Origin of the sequence: Pontibacter korlensis (assembly GCF_000973725.1) — a bacterium.
Lineage (GTDB): Bacteria > Bacteroidota > Bacteroidia > Cytophagales > Hymenobacteraceae > Pontibacter > Pontibacter korlensis.
Genome location: NZ_CP009621.1, coordinates 2497737 through 2518955, shown reverse-complemented (window position 1 = coordinate 2518955; position 21219 = coordinate 2497737). Strand labels below are relative to the sequence as shown.

Genomic DNA, 21219 nt, shown 5'->3' with positions numbered 1-21219 from the left:
TCTTCTACCTTATACTTATCATGAATAAACGCACTTACCTGAGTGTAGTACTGGCTGCGGCGCTTGCTCTCCCTTTCGGCGCGGCACATGCTCAGGAAAACAAAAAAGAGGACACTAAGTGGAAAGTGGATGCCGAGCATGGCCCTCAGAAAGAAATTACCCTCACCACCAATGAGGGTACCTGGATGAGCGTGGACGTGAGTCCGGACGGCAAAGAGATTGTTTTCGACATGCTGGGTGACATCTATATTATGCCCATCTCCGGCGGAAAAGCTAAGCTATTGAGAACCGGCCGCCCTTACGAGGTGCAGCCACGTTTCAGTCCTGATGGCAAGTACATTTCCTTCACTTCTGATGCAGGAGGCGGCGATAATATCTGGGTAATGAAGCGCGATGGCTCTGATGCCAAGCAGATTACCAATGAAAACTTCCGCTTGCTGAACAACGCCGTTTGGACTCCGGACGGAGAGTACCTGATTGCCCGCAAGCACTTTACCAACACCCGCTCTTTGGGTGCCGGCGAGATGTGGATGTACCACAGAACCGGCGGTACAGGTATCCAGTTAACCAAGCGCAAAAATGACCAGCAGGATGCTGGTGAGCCATTTGCCTCTCCGGACGGCAAGTATGTGTACTTCTCCGAAGACATGAGCGGCGGCTCTACCTTTGAGTACAACAAAGACCCTAACGGCCAGATCTACGTAATCCGCAGAGTTGATCGCAACACTGGTGAGATTGAGAACGTGGTTTCAGGAAACGGTGGCGCAGTGCGGCCGGTTATATCCAGAGATGGCAAATATGTAGCCTTCGTACGCCGCGTGCGCACCAAGTCCGTTCTGTTTGTGCACGACCTGAAAACTGGCGAAGAGTGGCCTGTATACGATAAGCTTAGCCACGACCAACAGGAAGCGTGGGCCATTTTCGGCGTTTACCCATACTTCTCCTGGACTCCGGATAACAAGAACATTGTGTTCTGGGCTGACGGTAAGATCAACAAAGTGGATGTCGCTACAAAACAAGTGGCCAACATACCTTTTGAAGCTACCGCCACGCATTACCTGGCGGATGCCGTGCGCCACGACCACAGCAAGAACGGCGGCGTTTCGCCTGATAAGTTTACTGCCAAGGCAGTTCGCCATGCTGTAACTTCCCCAGACGGCAAAACGCTTGTGTTTAATGCAGCCGGTTATATCTATAAGAAAGATCTGCCAGACGGCAAACCAGAGCGTATTACCAAGGGCCAGGATTTTGAATTCTACCCTACTTTCTCCCCTGATGGAAAGTCCATAGTATATGCCACCTGGAACGACGACAACCTCAGTGGCTTGTACAAAATCGACATTCGCAAAAAGAACGCTAAGCCAACTAAGCTGACGTCGGAGAAAGGCTACTATTCTGTGCCTCAGTACTCGCCAGATGGCAAGTACATTGTGTACATCAAAGAGGGCGGCAACAACCACATGGGCTATGCACACGGCAAAGAGAAAGGTATTTTCTACATGCCAGCCAACGGTGGCAAAGCTACCTTGGTGCACGAGCGCGGCTCCAACCCACAGTTTAACGCTACATCAGACCGTATTTTCTTTACCGGCCGCGAGGGCGATAAGTATGCGTTCAAGAGCGTGGACATGAACGGCAAGAATGAACAGACGCATTATACTTCTAAGTATACCGACCAGTTCTACCCAAGCCCAGACAATAAGTGGATAGCCTTTGCAGAGCTATTCAACGGCTATATCGCACCATTTACGGCTAACGGTTCTGGCCTAGACCTAAGTAAAGACACAAAGGCTGTTCCGGTTGCCCGCTTCACGCGTGATGCCGGTACCAGCATCCACTGGTCAGCAGACAGCAAGAAGATCAACTGGGTATTGGGCGATGAGTACTTTACCAACGATTTAAAAGACCGCTTCTCCTTCGTTCCAGGTGCTCCGGAGGAGTTGCCAGCTATCGACACTACTGGTACCAAAATTGGCCTGGAGCTGAAGACAGATATTCCGGAAGGAAAAGTTGCCTTCACTAATGCCCGCATCATTACCATGAAGGGTGATGAGGTGATTGAAGGAGGTACCATTGTAGTAGACGGCAACCGCATTGTGGCTATTGGCAAAGGTGTAAATGTACCGAAAGACGCTAAAGTGATTGATGCCGCTGGTAAAACCATTATGCCAGGCATTGTAGACGTACATGCGCACCTGGGCACGTTCCGCTTGGGTATGAGTCCACAGAAGCAGTGGTCGTACTATGCCAACCTGGCCTACGGTGTTACCACCACCCACGACCCTTCTTCTACTACCGAAATGGTGTTCAGCCAGTCTGAGGCAGTAAAATCAGGAGCTATGGTTGGTCCGCGTATCTACTCTACAGGTACTATTCTTTATGGTGCCGATGGCAATTTCAAAGCTGAGATTAACAGCCTGGACGACGCCCGCTCACATTTGCGCCGCATTAAGGCAGTGGGAGGTTTCTCCGTGAAGAGCTACAACCAGCCACGCCGCGAGCAGCGCCAGCAGGTTATTCAGGCAGCCCGCGAACTGGACATGAGCGTGTACCCAGAGGGTGGATCTACCTTCTTCCACAACATGAGCATGATCCTGGACGGCCACACCGGCATAGAACACAACATTCCGGTAGCGCCGCTTTACAAGGATGTGCTTGAAGTATGGAAAGCCTCTAATGTAGGTTATACCCCTACCCTGATCGTGAACTATGGCGCCACCAATGGTGAGTACTACTGGTATCAGAAAACCAATGTGTGGGAAAAAGACCGCCTGCTAAAGTTCACGCCACGTTCTGTAATTGATGGCCGTGCACGCTTTGTGACGCAGGTGCCAGATGAGGAGTACGAGAATGGCTTTATGGCTACTTCCCGTGCTGCCAAAGCTCTAACCGACAACGGTGTGAAAGTAAATCTGGGTGCACACGGACAGCTGCAAGGACTCGGCGCGCACTGGGAACTGTGGATGCTACAGCAGGGTGGCATGACAAATCATGAAGCCCTGAAAGCTGCTACCATCAATGGTGCTGAGTATATCGGCATGGGTCACGAGTTGGGCTCACTGGAAACAGGCAAGCTAGCCGACCTGATTGTGCTTGACCAGAATCCTCTGGAGAATATTCAGAACTCAGAGCACGTAAAGTATACCATGGTGAATGGTCGCCTGTACGATGCCGCTACCATGGCCGAGATCGGCAACTATAAGAAGCAGCCGGGTAAATTCTGGTGGGAGAACGATAAGTATGCTACTGCTTTCGATTGGCACGAAGGCACAAACACCCGCTTTGAGGGAATCGCTGGTGAGCATTGTACCTGCCGTCAGTAACAGGCTATAGCTAAAACAAAAGAGCCACTCCAAATAGAGTGGCTCTTTTGTTTTATGGCTTTTCAGCTTCTACAAGCATCATCATAAGATGGACATTCACACAAGGATTCTGTACAAGGGCGATGACTACTTTAGTAAATAGCTTAGCTTTCGTTTTAGCATGGCAACAAAATTGCGTGGATTAGAGAAATAAACCAGCTTTTCTTTAGTAGAGGGGTAATATACCTTATACTTATCCAAATGCTTTACGGGCGCCCCTACCCCATCACTGGAATAGTCTCTTAACAACTGCTTTATCTGCTCATCCATTTTGTCTTTGCCACCATTCCAACAGTAGTGGAAGATTACATCATGGCACTCCCTAAGAGAACTACTAACAGCAAGTACAACGGAAAAAGCTAACTGCTCCACCAACCTTAGATCATTAATGGCCAAGAGCCTGTCATTTAGCTCCAGCACATCATCTACAAGAGAGAACTTAGAGCGGGGTAGTCCTATCACTCCAGCATTCCACATGTAGTGACTATCGAGAATGTCAATGCTCCTTTCTGAGGCAAGCGTAAACTGCCTTCCACAGAAGCTGTCGCAATATGTTTGGAAGCCTTCTGTAGAAAGAGTAGCCTCTTTTGTATGCAGGAGAGTGTTCCCTTTGTTGAGCCAAGAAAACAGTTTGTCAACCTTCTTATAAAAGATGATATCCGTATCGGCATACACTATACTTCCCTGACCCGCATTAGACATTTCCTGCAGAAGCCTGATCTTTGTCCTAAAAAGTTGCTGTTTATCTCCCTTCCAAGAACTGAACTTCTCATTGCTTAGGTACACAAGCTCCAGTGATATTACCTCTTGAAGTTGTGAGAACAAAGCCGGAGTATCAGTATATACTACAACATGCAATGATCTTGGCAGCTTTATGCGGTATACTTTCAAGAGCGACAACAAGGCGTAAATTGCCTGACGAGCATATACCTCCCCCATCGCCAGGAAAACGAGCCTGTTTTCTTTTCTCACAGCTTCAATCTTCAAAACAGGTATAGATAGAATGAGTTTTATTCAGCATCCTCAGGTATTTAACATGTTGTTGAATGTGCTATACAACACAATGCCACTACTCCTGAACCGCCGCCAGCACACGCTTAAACAGTTCGTTTTGTTTTCCATCATGCCAGCGCCATACAATCACGATGTCATGCTCAGGGTCAACCCATACAGTGTTTTGTCCTGCTCCCAAGGCAGCATAACTGGTTTTAGGGGCATCTGGCCAAGCCTCGCCGCCTGTGTTCAGCCACCAGAGGTAACCATAGTCAGGACCCACGGAACCTCGTTTGGTAGTAGCCTCCTTCACCCACTCCTCTGATATTAGCTGCTTACCTTTCCAGCGGCCGTTGCGCAGGAAAAGGTAGCCAAAGCGAGCTTCGTCGCGGGCACTTATCCAAAGGCCACCGCCCCAGCGTGTACCTCCACTTACTGATGGCATCTGCTGCCCGTTGATTTCAACTACAGAGTTTCTGTAAGGCACCCACTTCCAGGTTTCAGAGGCTCCAACCGGGTCCATAATTTCATCCTCCAGCACCTGCGGAAGGGGCTTTCCCCAAACGCGCAGCAGCGACAGCGCAAAACGGTTGATGCGCGTATCGTTATACTCGTAGTAGGTGCCCGGCTCCTGCAACTCACGTGGCTTACGCTCTCCACGACCATAGGCTTCTTTACCTATAAAATCGTCTTTCTTTCCCCACATCTTGCCCTGCCACTCAGAAGTTTGTCGGGCATGGTGATCCCAGGTTATTTTGCTGTTATGCTCTGAAGTGTAGCCGCCATCTTGCACGTACTTTGCCACCGGGTCCTGTATATTATCAATCATACCCTTATCCAGCGTAAGGCCTAATATGGTTGACAGAAAGCTTTTAGCTACACTGTAAGTAGGATCCGCAGCATCGGTTTCGCCCCACTCCGCCACAATGTAGCCATCTTTCAGGATGATGCCGTTGGTACTGGCCCTGCTAGGTGGCAAGGGGCCAAGCGGTTCACCAAAAATTTCTTTCTGTGTGGAGAAGTCCTTCGGCATTTGCTGCGTTTCCTGCAACTTTGCCCACTCTACAGCCTCCTGCAGCTTTGCCGCATCTAAGCCTAACTGCTCCGGCTTGCGACGTTCCCAATCATCTCCGGCCTCTGGGTAATAGTATTCTACTTTAGCCTGCTGTGCCTGTGCTTGGCTAGTGCTGGTTTGTAGCGGCTGCGGCTGGCAGGCAGCTAAACTTAGCGCCACTAGCAGCGCCATATAAGTATTCAGAAGCATAGTTAATTTGGATTTGACCGTACAATCTAGAAAAAAATCCCCATTCATCTGCTAGCTACAGCTGAATGCTGAACAAAACGGGCTTCATACTGGTATGAAAAAGACAAATAATTAAACCGATGCTACAGATAAAGATATATTCTGATTATGTCTGCCCTTACTGCTTCTTTGGGGAGGTAGTGCTGGAGCGAGCGCTGCAGGGCCTGGAAGATAAAGTGCAGATGGAGTGGATGCCATTTGAGTTGCGCCCCTACCCTACTCCCACACTAAAACCGGAGGAGGAATACCTGCAAACAACCTGGGCAAACTCTGTATACCCTATGGGTAAGCAGCTGGATATACCAATCGTATTGCCTAAAGTTTCACCGCAGCCCTATACGCACAAGGCATTCGAGGGCTATCAATTTGCTCAGGAGCAAGACTTGGGAGAGGCTTATACGCACCGTATGTTCACGGCCTTCTTTCAGGAAGAACAGGATATCGGGGATATAGAGGTACTGGTGAAGCTGGCAAAAGAAGTGGGACTGGATGAACAGGCATACAGACAAGCATTGGAAACTAACAAGTATAAAGCGGCACATCTTGATGCGTTGAAACACGCTTACGAAGAGGTGGACATTTCAGCGGTGCCAACCTTTATCATAGGCAATAAAAAGGTACGAGGGCTACTGCGAGAGGAAGATTTACGAAAGCTCATTCAGCAAGAAATAGGATAAAAGTAAAAAGGGTATGGCCATCACAAGGAAGCCATACCCGTTTACTTTCTTATAGTCTGGCTCCTTACCAGCGGCGCCGGCTTCCACCTAATAAACCTCCTAACAAGCCACCTAAACCGCCGCTTCTCATACTGCTGTAGCCTCTGCGCCCATTTAGCCCACCAAGTATAGAGACCATTGAGCCAAGGCCTCCACCGGACCTGTACATGCCGCCACCCATCATGCCTCCTCCAAGCAGTCCACCAATCAAACCTCCCATCATACCTCCACCATAGCGACGGTGCCTGCGGCCTCCCATCATGCGGGCCAGCACGATTGGCGCCAGTATACCCAACATACCCTGCACCATCTGTGGAGAGATGCCAGCGTTCTTGAACATGTCTCCAAAACCATTCTTGTTCATGAATGACTGGGATGTAGGATCTTCGCCATGCTTTTGTGCCTCTCCTGCCTTGTCTACATAATCTTCCAGCAGGCTATACTGCTTTTGATCTACACCTAAGTAGGCAGCCATGTCCTCGATGTGCTGCCTTTCGTCCGCAGTATAATTTCCGTCTGACTTAGCAAAGCTGATGATGTCGGTGATGAGCGAGAAGCGAAGCGGACTATTTTTGAGAGCATCCAGGCACTTCTGCAGGCTTATTTGGGAAGGATTCTTCGCAACCGATTCGACTTCCTGCCGCAGGTTCTCCGGCAGTTCAGCCGCTTCTCCCATCATGTATAAAAATTCCAACTCCTCATCCGATGCATGTCCATCGGCAGAGGCTAGTGTAGCTAAGGCTCCAAAGTAGGCTCCTTTTTCTTGTATCGAATAATCCTTAAGTAAGGTAGTTTGCTCCTGTTCCATTTGTTTTCATACTTATTGTGCTTTGCTTTAACGGCTAAGTATAAAGCTATGTTAGCACCACTGGCACAGGAAACAATGTTTATACTTTACTCGGCCTGCTCGTAGTTGTAAGGTTTTCCTTCCTGGGCATCTGTAATGCCTCTCACTACATCATCCCAACCCGAGATCACATAGGCAGCCAAGGCAACGGCAGCACCTATCAACAGGTAACGCAAGTTTGATTTCTTTTTTGTTTTCATGTGGTTTTATTTCTCTGACGTAACTGATTCGCCATTATCAGCCTTCGCTGTTTCAACACCTTCCCAAAAAGCATCTTTATGCGCCTCCCAGTTGAAGGCCACCTCCAGGGCATACAATGTAAATGCTCCTAACAAGAAGAACTTTACATCGCGTGTGGTTAGTCTGATTCTTTTCATATGCTATCGTATAAAATATCCGTCTACTAATCCGTGTTTTATTTCAGGCCAGCCCTCTATCAAAAAGGTACTGTGTTAAAAATCAACACATTTTAGTAGAATCTTCCGTATATTCTATTGCCGAAGGAGAGGCTTTCTCTCCAGATCTCCGGAAGCTATGTTCCTGTCCTGGAATACCGTGTCGTTTTTCCACATGGAGTAGATGAGCAGCAGCAGTTTGCGCTGCAGGCTTACCACGCCCACCATCCTGCTCTCTTTCCCTGCGTTGATGCGCTGGTAAACAGCCCGCAGGGCAGTGTTGTGCCGGCTTGCCACCAGGGCCGGGAAGTAAAGGGCCGCCCTTATCCTGCCGTTGCCTTTCTTGGGTATCCTGGTCTTGCCCCTGACGCTGGTGCCGGACTCCCTTTCCACCACATCGAAGCCGGCGTAGCTGGTGAGTTGTTTGGCGTTGTTTATGAGGGCAAGGCACCAGTGGTTTGCTTGCGCGCCCACTTGAGCAGCTGGTTGAAGCTCCTGGTGCTGTTGTCAAAGGTTGCCACCTGGGAGAAGCACAGGCCGGAGTTGGGGGAGGGTTTGCAAACGCAGGCGGTGAAGCTCAATTTGGCAATGTCGATGCCACGCACTGTCTTGTGATCTGTTCCATAGCATGAGTGGTTAAAGTGAGCGACCTTTCTTTCTCCCTCGTCTTGCCTTTTGTCTTACACTTGCTTATCCTCATCGATAGCCTTAAGTACTGTCCAGACTATCAGAGAAAAGGTAAGGGGGAATGGAGCTTCCTTTTTTACGGTATAGTATTGCTGACTTACCTGCCCCTCAGTCTCTCATTCCCCTTGGTCAATGCACCTAGTCTAACTACGATGAAAGGACCATTCTAAAACCTGCTATAAAAGTAAAAGGCCTTCAGAGTAAAGCCCAGCGCAAAATATAGCGCTTTGTGCAGATGTGGTTTTAAGTTTTTCATATGGTTGTATGATCAGGATTAAGCGCGCTTCTTCTTTCCCTTTCTGGAAAAACGGTAAGCCATGTACAGCAGCAGAAGCGTGACTACAGGGATAGCAATGTAGCCGAGGCTGTAGCCAATATTAAAAACAACATCAGAAGCCGACATTTCAGGCTCTCCCCTGAGCCCTGCCAGAAAATGACCGAAGTCCTTACCGACAAAATAAATAAAGGTCAGTACGGCAACTGCAAAAACGCCTAAAATGAGGTTAGGAAGGATACTTTTTGTTTTCATAGAATACATGCTTATAGTTATAATATCCTTAAATATAATGAGATCTGTATACAAACATTAGATATATACTATAATACAATTTCTGGTATATAGTTGAGATTATACTTGCTGCTACGAACTTCCTCTTTATAGTATAGATTGCTTATCTTCAGGAGTTGAACTTTAACTACCACTATCAAACCTAACCTATGACCCGAATAAAAAACCTGCTCCGGCCACTTATGCTGCTGCTGGCATTTTGCCTGTACGCCTCCCAAAGTATAGCCCAGCAGGTAAATCAAGATTCGCTCTATATCCGCCAGCACTATGAGAAAGCGGAGTACCAGATTCCAATGCGCGATGGCAAAAAGCTCTTCACGGTGGTATACTCGCCAAAGGATAAGAGCAAAAAGTATCCAATACTGATGAACCGTACTCCTTACTCGGTTGGCCCGTATGGCGAAGGCTACAAAATCAGCCTAGGACCAAACCCTACCCTGCTGCGTGAAGGCTATATTTTTGTGTACCAGGATGTGCGCGGCACCTACATGTCAGAGGGAGATTTTGTAAACATGACGCCGCACCTGGCCAAAAAGAAGGGCAAGAAAGATTTTGACGAGAGCACCGATACCTATGACACAGTGGACTGGCTGGTAAAGAAACTCGACAACGACAACGGCCGCGTGGGCCAATGGGGTATCTCCTACCCTGGCTTTTACGCTGCCGCCGGTCTCATGAGCAATCACCCTGCCCTCAAAGCCGTGTCGCCGCAGGCACCAATCGCCGACTGGTTCTGGGATGATTTCCACCACAACGGAGCTTTTTTCCTACCACACGCCTTCAACTTTTTGGCCAGCTTTGGTTTGCCGCGCCCGGAACCAACTACAGAGCGTAACCCACGCTTCGACCATGGCACCCCGGATGGCTATGAATTCTTCATGCGGATGGGACCGCTCAAAAACGCTAATGAAAAGTACCTGAAGAACAATGTTGCCTTCTGGAATGAGATGGCAGCTCATCCGAACTACGATGAATTTTGGCAGAAGCGTAATTTGCTTCCTCACCTGAAAAACATAAAAGGCCCTGCCGTGATGACTGTCGGCGGCTGGTACGATGCTGAGGACCTTTACGGACCGCTCAAGATCTACCAGACCATCGAGAAAAACAATCCCAAGTTAACCAACATGCTAGTGATGGGACCATGGGTGCATGGAGGTTGGATTCGCACAGATGGCTCTAACATTGGCAATGTATACTTTGGGCAGAACAACTCTGCCTGGTATCAACAAGAGGTAGAAGCCAGATTCTTTAACCACTACCTCAAAAACGAGGCAAAGCAGCCGGTAAAGTTACCTGAGGCCATCATGTTTGAAGGTGGGAACAACACCTGGCGTGAGTTTGAAGTATGGCCACCGAAACAGGCAAAGGAGCGAAACCTGTACTTGCATGCAAATGGTAAACTAAGCTTTGAGGCTCCAAAGGCAGGCGAGGCAGAAGCTAGCGAGTATATTTCTGACCCTGCCAAACCGGTACCTTTCACAGAAGCCGTTGCCACAGGCATGACACGTGAATACATGACCGATGACCAGCGTTTTGCCAGCCGTCGTCCGGATGTGCTTACCTTTCAAACTGATGTACTGACGGAGGATTTAACTTTAGCAGGCGAAATTCTAGCTCAGCTGAAGGTTGCCACTACCGGCTCTGATGCCGATTGGGTAGTAAAGCTTATCGATGTGTATCCGGACACAGCACAGGCAAATCCGCACCAGCCAAACAAGCCAATGGGTGGCTATCAGGCCATGGTGCGCAGCGAGGTTTTCCGTGGCCGTTTCCGTAACAGCTTCGAAAAACCGGAACCGTTTACACCAAACGAGGTGACGCCGGTAAATGTGGAGCTGCAGGATGTGCTGTATACCTTTAAGAAAGGACACCGCGTTATGGTACAGATTCAGAGTACTTGGTTCCCGCTTGTAGACCGCAACCCGCAAAAATACGTGGACAATATCTTCGAAGCCAACGAAGAGGATTTTATCAAGGCCACGCATAAAGTATATCACTCGCCGCAACAACCTACTAGTTTAAAGGTAAAGGTGCTGTAGGCATATACTATTCCAAAGCACAAGAGCCAGGTTTAACGCCTGGCTCTTGTGCTTTATAGAGCCTCTCTATACTACTTCTTCAGCAGTTTAAAGCTCTTAATATTGCCATTCATGTTCGTTTTAACAAGATACATGCCTGTAGGTAAGGCCGCTGCTAAAGTGATGTTCTTTTCAGAGCTTCCCATAGCTATATCATAGGAAGTAGCCTTTATTGGCTTCCCGAGCATGTCAAATACCTGCACATGCAATTGCCCCGGCTGTTCTGCGGTTATTGAGAAATTCACTTCGCTCTCGAACGGGTTAGGATATGCCTTGAGGCTGTAGCCGCTCACCTGCCCGAAGCTCACGGCCTTGGTGGTGAAGTACTCGAAGCCCCCGTCGGTGTCCACCTGCTTGAGGCGGTAGTAGCGCGTGCCGTGCTTGCCGTTCTCCCGGTCGGTGTACCGGTACTCCTGGCGAAGCACCGTGTTGCCGTTCTGCGTGCCCACAAAACCCAGCCTCCTGAAGCTCAGCCCGTCCTCCGACACCTGCACCTCGAAGCCCGTGTTGTCCTTCTCCATCGCCGTCGCCCAGGCCAGCAACACGTCCTTGCCCTGCTTGGCTGCACTAAAGTAAATAATCTCCACAGGTAGAGGAGTGACAGGCTCTGACTCTATGGTAAGATAGCCAGTTCTAGGCAGGTTAGTGTAGCAGGCGTTTACCGAGCGTGGTGTGATTTCAACTTTCATGGCAAACAGATCAGACGGGACTGAGGCTACAGTGTATGATTGCGTGTTAGAGTTAGGCAGAGGGCTCCATGAAACACCATCTTCCGTGGAATACCACCTGTATGACCCAACATCATTTAGCTGTATGATCTCGGATGATGCTGTAAAGGTAGCAGGTTCACCTACTTCCACCTCATTCTCTGGATGATCTGTGTCCACTGCTATACTGCCTCCTGTTAGTGTTACAGTTTTTTTAACATGCACATCCAGGTTTACTGGTTCGCTTTGTACGCCACATCCATTATTTGCCCACACTGTAACTTGCCCTGAGGTGCTGTTGTCCCCGTAGTTCACCGTGATTGTGTTACTTGTAGAGGCTCCTTCTATAGTTGCACCTGTAGGTAGGGCCCAAGTATAAGATGTTGCTCCATGCACCGCTTCTACTGAATAAACAGCTTGTTCTCCCTGACAAACAGAGGTAGGGCCACTTATCGCTCCCACTGTGCCTACAGGCTCATATACTATAAAGGCTACCTGGTTCGACACATTTTTATATTGTGAGCTAGCACCCTCCCCATTACGGTTCTTTACAACTATACCTATACTTCTAGCAGCGCCTATCATAGCTGAGTTAGCAGGTACATCTACTACTATGGTATTAACATCAACAGCTGTAGTGGTGAACGTTGCAAGAGAGGTGCCATCAGATAGCAGAGCCTCTACCTGTACATCATCAGTGCCTACTTTAAAACCATCACCTTTGATGGTAAGCTGAAATCCTTGGTTAACAGTTGCACAATTAGGTTCTAAACCATCTGGGTCTATAGTTTGTGCGGAAACCACTAATGGTAGAAGCATTGATACGAGCAGCAAGAAGAATGCTACTCCGCCTACCACAGGAACTACTCGAGAGACTTTAACTGTAAACTTTTTGATTACTGTCTTCATAACTTAATAAGGGTTTAAAGAGTTGGAGATATTAGATGAGCTGATGACCTGAGGGAGCATCGAATTCTTTGGGCAATACAAAGCCATCCACAGTGCTTACTGCAGAATTTTGAATTGAAATATTACCTGATTACAAAAAGAGGCTAAAGATCAGATATAGAGGTATTCTGTCTACACCCTTAAAGGATATGTATATAAAGGCTTGTATTTCATAGTTGTATACCTTTAAAAAGATTTAAACAATAGTATTACCAGCAGATATATCTTCTACAGTATACGAATATATATATGTTCTAATTTTAACTATTTAAAGTTTATATTATAAACTAGCAATTGATTTTACTTCCAACACATTTAGACTTCGTTACTTAGCCCTTGTTTAAACTATGTGTGCTCCTCCACTTATGGTGGCCTGCTACCCTCAAGTTTTTACAGTCGGCTATAAATGCAAAAAGCCGGACAAACTGCCCGGCTCTTTATCTTTAAACCCTATTACTCTATTTCTTTAAGAGCTTGAAATTGCTGGCAGTGCCGTTCATTTCGGTGCGCACGAAATAGATTCCTTTAGGCAGCGACTGCCCTAATGTTATTTGCTCCAGAGATAAACCTTGTTCAACAGCATACTGCTTCGTATACACTACCTTACCCATCGCATCCAGTACCTGTACATTTAATCTGCCTGGCTGATCTGCCTGCAGTTCCAGGCTCACTTCGCTCTCGAACGGGTTAGGGTATGCCTTGAGGCTGTAGCCGCTCACCTGCCCGAAGCTAACGGCCTTGGTGGTGAAGTACTCGAAGCCCCCGTCGGTGTCCACCTGCTTGAGGCGGTAATAGCGCGTGCCGTGCTTGCCGTTCTCCCGGTCGGTGTACCGGTACTCCTGGCGAAGCACCGTGTTGCCGTTCTGCGTGCCCACGAAACCCAGCCTCCTGAAGCTCAGCCCGTCCTCCGACACCTGCACCTCGAAGCCCGTGTTGTCCTTCTCCATCGCCGTCGCCCAGGCCAGCAACACGTCCTTGCCCTGCTTGGCCGCACTGAAGTAAATAATCTCGACTGGCATAGGTGTCATCTGATGTGTAGAATAAACCTTTGGAGATTCGGTGTAACATACGCTTGAATTTGGAGTCACTTTAGATTCAATTTCAAAAGGATCATTAGTGGTTGGAGTCATTCTATACTCTGTTCCCCCTGTTTGCACAAGTTCCCTCACCTCGTTTGTACCCTCCATTTTCACAATGTACCACTCAATGGTACTTATGTCTGTATCATTATTATTAATAATATCAGAAGTAACAGTAAAAAATATAGGCTTTCCGATCTCTACAGTGTTAGATGAAGAGGTGATTTCACCATTAGGTACAATTGCTGTATCTCTAACTCTAAATGGAACTGGGCTAGATAAATCCTTACTTTTGTTGTTCCTGACGCGAAGATAAACTGTTCTTGCTTCTTCAACTATTGGAGAATCTTCTAGAATTGTGGCAGTAATTACTCTTGCATTACCTGTAGATTGCGTGAAAATAGTAGTTAGCGGTGTTGTTGCTGTCTCTGATGTATATGCCTCCAACTGTGTATGCTTATTACCATTTGCAAATCCGTCGCCAGTGATAGATAATGTCAAACCTTGGTTTTTCAAAGCACATGTCTTATCTAATGTTATTGTAAAATTGTTCTGTGCATGCCCCTTAATGGTACCAACCATTAGTATCATACTAATTGCTAGAAAGCATTTTGGTAATAGAGTAAAAATTCTTTTCATAAAATATGGGTTTAAAGGGTTATGAAAGTATTGGATCATTACTGATTAATTCTTGCACAACATAACTTTGAAGACAATAGATATCCACCCACGGTATCAGCCGTGCTAACTTGTATTATAAAAGTTCCAAAATTTTCCTTAGAAGAATATCTATAGGCAGAAACTACTTCTTATAATCTTTTATTACACTGATCTCCCATGGCTGGCGAGGCATATTCAGCTATTTTTTTTATAGTTTATTATGAGATTAATCTATTCGCGAGCACAATATTAATACACTTCAACAAACATCCATATATATCTATAAAATAATTTTAATTTTGCCAAACAAAAATTGTACTTAAAATTGTAAATGTTTAGACATATGTTATTTTTTAACCAAACTTTATATAATCACTTCTGCTTCTTTTTCAGTCAGTTATATTTTACCTTAGATAAACTACAACACAGAAATATCATATATGGATTGTATAATTTTTTATTATAAAATAATAAAAAAAAAGAGCCAGGTAAAATACCCGGCTCTTTCAGCTTTAAACCCTATTAAGATCTTTTATTGCTTCAGAAGTTTTAGTTGATGCACCTTACCGTCTAAGTGTACCTTGATGAAGTAAACACCATGTGGTAAGTCATCATTAATGTTTAGTACCTCAGTGTTGAAGCCTTTCTCCACAGTAAAGCTTCGCTCCAGCACCTGGCGACCAATAGCACTATACATCGTTACCTGTACCTTACCATTTTGCGCTGCGGCAATGTCAAGCGTTACCTCAGTAGTGAACGGGTTAGGGAAAGCTTTCACTTGACTTGCCACTTCACTAAAGATTACCACGCTTGGTCCAAAGTACTCAAAGGTGCCATTCACATCGATCTGTTTCAGACGGTAATAACGTGTTCCATACTTACCGTTCTCTTTGTCGATATACTTATAGACTTGCTTCAGCACTGTGTTGCCGTTTTGGGTAGGCACAAAATCTAGCTTTCTAAAGTTGAAACCGTCTTCTGACACTTGTATCTCGAAGCCAGCATTGTTCTCCTCCATAGCAGTTGCCCATTCTAGCAGCACATTGTTACCTTGTTTGAAGGCTCTCAGGTACATCAGTTCTACTGGGAGAGGAACTGAGTTTTCATTAGTAATAATAAACCTGAGGCAACGACCGTCTGTAGTTCGTACCTCCGCTCTAATGAGAGGATCTGTAGAAGGTTCATTTTCGATGTAGATGCTTGGATCAGATGAAGTTGGCTGAACCTCTGCCCAAGTGATCCCTTCATCAGTAGAGCGATACCATCTATATATTGGATTGGCTCCAAAAGTAAAGCGCTCAGGCTCATCTACAGCCTCAACTCTCCATTGCGTATTATTCTCAATCCATGTTACTCTCAAAGTTTCACCAGTAACATCCTCGGCACTAACATTTCTAATTACGGTGCTTGTATTAAGTGTAACTGGACATGCTGGTGTAGTTGTGGTAACAGCTTCAACTGTATAAGTACCAGGCTCTGTATAAGTCCCAAAGTCAAATGCCGCACCGGTACCAGTAACAGGGTTACCAACATTTACTCCGTCACGCTTCAGTTGATAACTTACATTAATCTGTGAATTTGCCAGCCCCACTGGCATAGCAACAATGTTATTCTCACAGATATCACCGCCTCCCGTTATGCTGTACTGTTGAGGCAGCATTATTTCCTCTATGGTTACAGTGCCGGACATATCTCTAGGACAAGCTGCTCTGGCAGGTTGATTAGCTACAGTTACTGCAGTAACTCTATAGGTGCCTGCCGTAAAGCTACCAGGGAAGCTAAATGCTCCACTCTGTGTTGATGTTGTTGTATAAGCACCAACTGCATCAGTAGTTCCCGTTCTGAATAAGTTGTAGGTAGTATTTGGTTCAGACCCGCTCAATCCTATTGTAACACCCGATCCCGCACAGTAGCTGGTAGCACTGCTGGTTATGTCATATACTGTTGGTAATGGTGTTTCGCTGTTCGTCACTTGATTAAACATAGAGCAAGCACCTGGATTTGCAGCTATCGGAATGACAGAATATGTTCCTGCTAACTGGTTGCCAAAGCTTAGGCTACTTCCCGTTCCGGGAACAGGGTTACCTATACTTGTTACTGTACCATTGCTAGCAATCTGTACTAACTGGTAGTTTACACCACTCTGGGACGACCCAATAGTGATTGGCGCTCCTGTAGTTCCTGCACAATAGCTTCCTCCTGTTACTGTTTGGGTCTCTACCACAACCATGACAATCTCATTACCAGAGGTTGCAACACCGCAGCCACTACCTTCTGCTGTAAAGTTTACAGCTACTCGGTCCCCATTTTGAAGTGTAGACGTGGTGAAAGTAGATGACGTCTCATTAGGCACAGCCTCTCCGTTTACTGTCCACTGGTATGTAAGCGTGCCAGGCAAAGTACCCTGCGTAGCTGTGAACGTTACCGAAGTACCCGGGCAAATAGATCCTGGATTTTGAAGGCTCACAGTTACCTCTGGCGTACCTAAGTAAATTTTATTCGAGAATATTGGAGTTGTACTAGCACATGCTGGTAAAGCTCCGCTTATAGGAGTAGCTCTGGATTCGTAGTAGTCTGTTGCCGATAAACTAGCATCACTAAAGGTTGTACCTCTATTGAAGTTACCTTGATTCTTTCTAGACTCTACAACAAAAAGGCTAGTAACATCCTCTTCAAAGCTTACCACATTTACAGGCTGAATTCTAATGTTCTCAGGCGCCGGATATGTAACAACAGCATCTCTTAATACCCTTGCCGTATAGTTAGTATTCTGTCCTTTACAAACAGGGAAGGGATTTGTTTCAAGTACAATAGTATAAGTAGAGCGCCTTACAGTCACAGGAACACTCACTGAGCTACTACACCCTGTTGTACTGTTGCTCACAGTATACGTGATGACTATATCTCTGGAGTTTTGCCCGGCCGACAGTACACTACATGGGTTAAATACGCCCGCACCTGTTATGCCTGGTCCAGAGAATGTACCCGTGTTACCAGCACCTGGATCACTTCCAACAAGTGTTCTGGTGTAGCTTCCGTTCACCCTTTCACCAGTGTAAATTACAGCATTTGGTGTAATGCCCGATATAGTAGGCGTAGCTGGTGTAGAGTTTACAGTAACCTGCACTGGTCTCACCTCAAAACAGCCTGCTGCAGTTGTACCTTTAATGTAGTATGTACCACTAGTTGCAACAGCTGATGGGTTACTTAAAGCCGTTGTTGCTTCAGCATTGGTCCAGTAAGTATAAGTTAAGCCTGAAGTGCTTCCGCTGGTTACGGCAGCAGCAGTAAGATCTACTGTAGCAGGAGAACATACTGGTTCAGGGTTAGTGATCACCAGTGTAGGCGTTGGATTAACTGTTACCGTAGTTACTGACGACGTAGCACTACATGGCCCTGATGTCACGCGTACTGTGTAATTGCCACTTTGGCTAACGGTAATCTGCTGTGTGGTACCAACTGGAGTTGTCCCTCTAAACCATTGGAAGGTAGCATTAGATGGAGCGTTAACGGCAACAAGTGTAACGGTTCCACCCTCGCAGAAGGTAACAGGACCACTTGGTCGAATAGTGGCCTCCGGAGTTGGATTAACTGTAACAACAGTCGCATCGGATGTATTGCTACAACCTGTACCGCCAGCCGATACCAGCACTGTATAGCTACCACTCTCTCTTACAACTAAAGTTGCACCTGTACCTACCTGCTCATTACCATTTCTGAACCATGTAAAGTTGGTACCAATGTCTGAGTTGGCTGTTAAGGTTACTGAACCTCCTGAACAAAAAACCGTGGAACCCGACGTACTGATAGTAGCCGTTGGAAGTGGATTTACAGTTACAACCGTTGGGTCTGACTCCAGAGAACAGCCATTACTAGTTACTCTTACAGTGTAGCTACCTGCTAAACTTGCTGTATAGCTTCTTCCGGTACCAACAACAGGCTCTCCATCTCTATACCACTGGTAAGTATAACCTGTACCCTCTGGCGCACTTAGTATAACTTGCTCGCCTTGGCAGAAAGTAGTTGAGCCATCAGCAGTGATAGTGGCACTTGGCAAAGGTTTAACTAAAAGTACTACAGAACTAGCTGCGTTGTTACACCCTGCTTCAGAATTGCTGGCTGTTAGCGTTATAGTAGCGCTTCCTGTGCCAGTAGCAGTTACTGTGGCGGTAGCAACACCTGTTTCTGGATTGATAACCTGGTTAGTTAAGACAAAATTTCCATTGTCTGAGCTCCATACGGCAGTCTCCCCAGTAAAAGTAGCCTCCACCTCGAAACTTACGGTACTTCCCGGCACAAAACACGTTTCTTCATTGCCGCTCGAAATACTAGCGGCTGGCTGTGGACTAACAGTAACGGTTACCTCTGTTGAAGTTTTGGAACAGCCACTGTTGCTTACTCTAACACTATAATCACCGGAAGCCGCAGCAAGATAAGTACGCTCAGTTGCGTCATCTATCTCCTCACCGTCTAGTAACCACTGGTACGTGTACGTCTGCCCGACTGGTGCCTGTGTGGCTTCCAAAAGTACACTACCTCCTTCGCAAAACTCGGTTGGCGGGGTAAATGTAACCGCGGCTTCTTCAACGTTACCCACTCTTACTACTGTAGGCGCTGAGGTATTTGGGCAGCCTTCCGCACTAGTTACGGTCACAGTATAACTACCAGAGACTGTGACTGATAAGCTATTTGTAGAGGCACCTTCAATTGCCACTCCATCCAAAAACCACTCATAGGTGTTAGTTGCACTGAATGGCACATTAAGCACAACAGACCCACCTTCACAAAAATCAGTAGGCCCAGTAGGAATAATTTCAGCAGATGGTAACTGATTAACTGTTACCGTTACTGGCTCATCAGCTACAACAGGGCAGGTATTTACAGTTACCTCCACGTTGTAGGTACCTGACGCAAACACTTCATAGCTAGGCTCTGTACTTAAGGTAGTACCAGGAGAACTTGTCTCAAACCATCTATAAGTATAGTTACCAACCGTTGGCGAAGAAGGGTCAACAGCAGCAGTTAATACAACCGAGTTGCCTGCACAAAACTCTGTTGGAGTTGTTGTATTTATAGTTACTTCTGGTAGAGCTTGCTCTGTAACTGTGGTAGCGCTTGACATCACAGTACATTCTCCAAGAGTAACTTCCACGGTATAACTGCCTGGTTCGGTTACTGTAAGGCTACTTTCGTCTTCGCCAGTAATCGGGCTACCACCTAGGTGCCATTGGTAAGAGTAGCCTGTGCCTGTTTGGGCTGTAAGAGTAACTTCACCTCCTTCACAAAGGATAACATTTGCACCCTGGGTGATTACGGCAACTGGATTGGGATTGACTGTTACCTGTACTGCTACTCTAGTGCTGCTTTCGCAGGTGGTAGTTGAATTATAGCTGGCAGCATAGTATGTTGTAGTCGCTGTAATAGGAGCAGATGGCGTATAAGGTGAGCCTGTTCCTACCGGAGATCCACCAGTTTCAGAAAGGTACCACCTTATTGTATTGCTGTTTGCACCTGCAGTGGCGGTTAAGGTAGGGGTGCCACTACCACAGAATGAAGTAGAGTTAGCAGAAACATTTGTAGGCGCTGTCGGCACAGGATTAACTGTAACATTTACAGCGCTTGAAGGTGCACTGGCACATGGTCCAGCAGTATTTGTAATTACAACAGAATAACTTCCTGTTGCCGTAGCTGAAAAGGTTGAATTTGTGCCAACTGTATTACCACCAGCATCCAACCATCGGTAAGTATAAGTTCCTACAGCTGGAGTCGTCGGATTAGCAACAGCGGTTAAAAGTACAGACCCTCCACAAACTGGAGCTGGCGAAGCGGGTGTAATAGACGCAGTTGGGGTCTGTATTACAGTAACTGTTACTTGTGTAGAGGAAGAACAGCCATTTGTTGTACCAGTTACAGTGTAGGTTGTAGTTGTGGTAGGACTAGCTGTAACAGAAGCGCCAGTAGTAGTGCTAAGCCCTGCTGCCGGAGACCAGGAATAGGTTGTGGCACCCGAAGCGGTGAGGTTAACTGATCCGCCGGAGCAGATTGTTAAGGCACTACCTGTTGGAGTAACAGAGATTGTGGGTAAAGGTCTTACAGTTACAACCACATCCTGCGTGTTGGTACAGCCGTTAGCGCTTAATGTGTAGCGAAAAGTAACATTCACTGGATTTGAAGTGGTATTGGTAAGAGTTTGGCTAATATTACCAGTACCAGTGGTCGCTCCACCTGTAACACCTGTTGCTGGGAGGCGTTGCCAGCTGAAAGTCGTTCCTGCAACATTACTCGTTGAAGTATAATTAAATGTGGCACCACTACATATAGCCGCAGGCGTTAAGGTGCTACTTAAAGTGGGAGTTGGATTTACAGTTAGCTGAAAAACACGAAGAGTCCCAACAACATTCCCTCCGTTATTTCTATATACTGCTCTGTAGTAATTGCCGTTCAGTGCTGAGGTTGCTGTAACAGAATAAATGCGATTATTAGCTACAGAGGCACTTAACGGTTCTGTTAGATTAGTATATTGATTATCTGCATTTGTAGTGGTACTTACTTGCCATTGTATAGTAACAGCACTTGAAGGAGCAGGGTTAGCATCAAATGATGCTGTCTGGCCCTCACATGCCGAGACAGAAGTCTGCGCCGCCGCAACATTTCCCATCATCAGGAACAGGAGCATGAGCCAGCAGGTTAAGAGTGTTCTGCCGTACCGTGCATTAACAGCGGTGGCAATCAATAGGGTAAAACTTTGTTTCATAAAACTTAGGGATAAGGTTTGGGTTTAAGGCTGCTTAATTTGGGGGCCTTGAGTGTTTTTTGTCAGAAGTAACGAAAGTATTGTACTTTACAGCAGGGCATAAAAAGGTTGGGCAATAAGGT

13 protein-coding genes are annotated in these 21219 nt (G+C 46.6%); 3 read left to right on the top strand and 10 right to left on the bottom strand.

Features of this window, described 5'->3' with window-relative positions; all coding sequences use genetic code 11:
- The first annotated feature begins 20 nt into the window (after positions 1-20).
- Positions 21-3323, top strand: coding sequence for an amidohydrolase family protein (locus PKOR_RS10955; protein ID WP_046310747.1), 3303 nt, complete (start codon positions 21-23; stop codon positions 3321-3323).
- 126 nt (positions 3324-3449) lie between these two features.
- Here PKOR_RS10955 and PKOR_RS10950 read toward each other — a convergent pair whose 3' ends face one another.
- Positions 3450-4334, bottom strand: a complete 885-nt coding sequence (locus PKOR_RS10950) for a hypothetical protein (RefSeq protein ID WP_148561669.1) — start codon at positions 4332-4334, stop codon at positions 3450-3452.
- A 97-nt stretch (positions 4335-4431) separates the two neighbouring features.
- Positions 4432-5619 carry a serine hydrolase domain-containing protein gene (locus PKOR_RS10945; protein ID WP_046310743.1) on the bottom strand — a complete coding sequence of 396 codons (1188 nt, stop codon included), beginning with the start codon at positions 5617-5619 and terminating at the stop codon, positions 4432-4434.
- 119 nt (positions 5620-5738) lie between these two features.
- On the opposite strand from PKOR_RS10945, the gene PKOR_RS10940 reads away from it, so the two are divergent.
- Entirely contained in the window at positions 5739-6335 is a 597-nt protein-coding gene (locus PKOR_RS10940) for a DsbA family oxidoreductase (RefSeq protein ID WP_046310742.1), read from the top strand.
- Positions 6336-6399: 64 nt separating this feature from the next.
- On the opposite strand, the gene PKOR_RS10935 is transcribed toward PKOR_RS10940, so the two are convergent.
- The 5 genes from PKOR_RS10935 to PKOR_RS10925 form a co-directional block, all read right to left on the bottom strand.
- Positions 6400-7182, bottom strand: coding sequence for a TerB family tellurite resistance protein (locus PKOR_RS10935; RefSeq protein WP_046310740.1), 783 nt, complete (start codon positions 7180-7182; stop codon positions 6400-6402).
- Between the two features lie 86 nt (positions 7183-7268).
- Entirely contained in the window at positions 7269-7421 is a 153-nt protein-coding gene (locus PKOR_RS25045) for a hypothetical protein (protein ID WP_158453761.1), read from the bottom strand.
- Between the two features lie 6 nt (positions 7422-7427).
- Entirely contained in the window at positions 7428-7598 is a 171-nt protein-coding gene (locus tag PKOR_RS25040; protein WP_158453760.1) for a hypothetical protein, read from the bottom strand.
- A gap of 114 nt (positions 7599-7712) precedes the next feature.
- On the bottom strand, positions 7713-8009 hold the full coding sequence (locus PKOR_RS26090; protein WP_420806334.1) for a transposase: 297 nt from the start codon (positions 8007-8009) through the stop codon (positions 7713-7715).
- 568 nt (positions 8010-8577) lie between these two features.
- Entirely contained in the window at positions 8578-8832 is a 255-nt protein-coding gene (locus PKOR_RS10925) for a hypothetical protein (RefSeq protein WP_046310736.1), read from the bottom strand.
- 188 nt (positions 8833-9020) lie between these two features.
- Here PKOR_RS10925 and PKOR_RS10920 point away from each other — a divergent pair, with 188 nt between their 5' ends.
- Positions 9021-10910 carry a CocE/NonD family hydrolase gene (locus PKOR_RS10920; RefSeq protein WP_052738813.1) on the top strand — a complete coding sequence of 630 codons (1890 nt, stop codon included), beginning with the start codon at positions 9021-9023 and terminating at the stop codon, positions 10908-10910.
- Positions 10911-10981: 71 nt separating this feature from the next.
- Here PKOR_RS10920 and PKOR_RS10915 read toward each other — a convergent pair whose 3' ends face one another.
- The 3 genes from PKOR_RS10915 to PKOR_RS10905 form a co-directional block, all read right to left on the bottom strand.
- On the bottom strand, positions 10982-12565 hold the full coding sequence (locus PKOR_RS10915; RefSeq protein ID WP_046310734.1) for a T9SS type A sorting domain-containing protein: 1584 nt from the start codon (positions 12563-12565) through the stop codon (positions 10982-10984).
- A 497-nt stretch (positions 12566-13062) separates the two neighbouring features.
- Entirely contained in the window at positions 13063-14184 is a 1122-nt protein-coding gene (locus PKOR_RS24470; RefSeq protein ID WP_158453759.1) for a T9SS type A sorting domain-containing protein, read from the bottom strand.
- Between the two features lie 691 nt (positions 14185-14875).
- Positions 14876-21097, bottom strand: coding sequence for an Ig-like domain-containing protein (locus PKOR_RS10905; RefSeq protein ID WP_046310732.1), 6222 nt, complete (start codon positions 21095-21097; stop codon positions 14876-14878).
- Between the last annotated feature and the right edge of the window lie 122 nt (positions 21098-21219).

What these genes read in the sequence shown, in the direction of transcription:
- PKOR_RS10955 (WP_046310747.1), top strand. Translation starts at nt 21, where the DNA reads ATGAATAAACGCACTTACCTGAGTGTAGTACTGGCTGCGGCGCTTGCT.
- PKOR_RS10945 (WP_046310743.1), bottom strand. Translation starts at nt 5,619, where the DNA reads ATGCTTCTGAATACTTATATGGCGCTGCTAGTGGCGCTAAGTTTAGCT.
- PKOR_RS10940 (WP_046310742.1), top strand. Translation starts at nt 5,739, where the DNA reads ATGCTACAGATAAAGATATATTCTGATTATGTCTGCCCTTACTGCTTC.
- PKOR_RS10935 (WP_046310740.1), bottom strand. Translation starts at nt 7,182, where the DNA reads ATGGAACAGGAGCAAACTACCTTACTTAAGGATTATTCGATACAAGAA.
- PKOR_RS25045 (WP_158453761.1), bottom strand. Translation starts at nt 7,421, where the DNA reads ATGAAAACAAAAAAGAAATCAAACTTGCGTTACCTGTTGATAGGTGCT.
- PKOR_RS25040 (WP_158453760.1), bottom strand. Translation starts at nt 7,598, where the DNA reads ATGAAAAGAATCAGACTAACCACACGCGATGTAAAGTTCTTCTTGTTA.
- PKOR_RS10925 (WP_046310736.1), bottom strand. Translation starts at nt 8,832, where the DNA reads ATGAAAACAAAAAGTATCCTTCCTAACCTCATTTTAGGCGTTTTTGCA.
- PKOR_RS10920 (WP_052738813.1), top strand. Translation starts at nt 9,021, where the DNA reads ATGACCCGAATAAAAAACCTGCTCCGGCCACTTATGCTGCTGCTGGCA.
- PKOR_RS10915 (WP_046310734.1), bottom strand. Translation starts at nt 12,565, where the DNA reads ATGAAGACAGTAATCAAAAAGTTTACAGTTAAAGTCTCTCGAGTAGTT.
- PKOR_RS10905 (WP_046310732.1), bottom strand. Translation starts at nt 21,097, where the DNA reads ATGAAACAAAGTTTTACCCTATTGATTGCCACCGCTGTTAATGCACGG.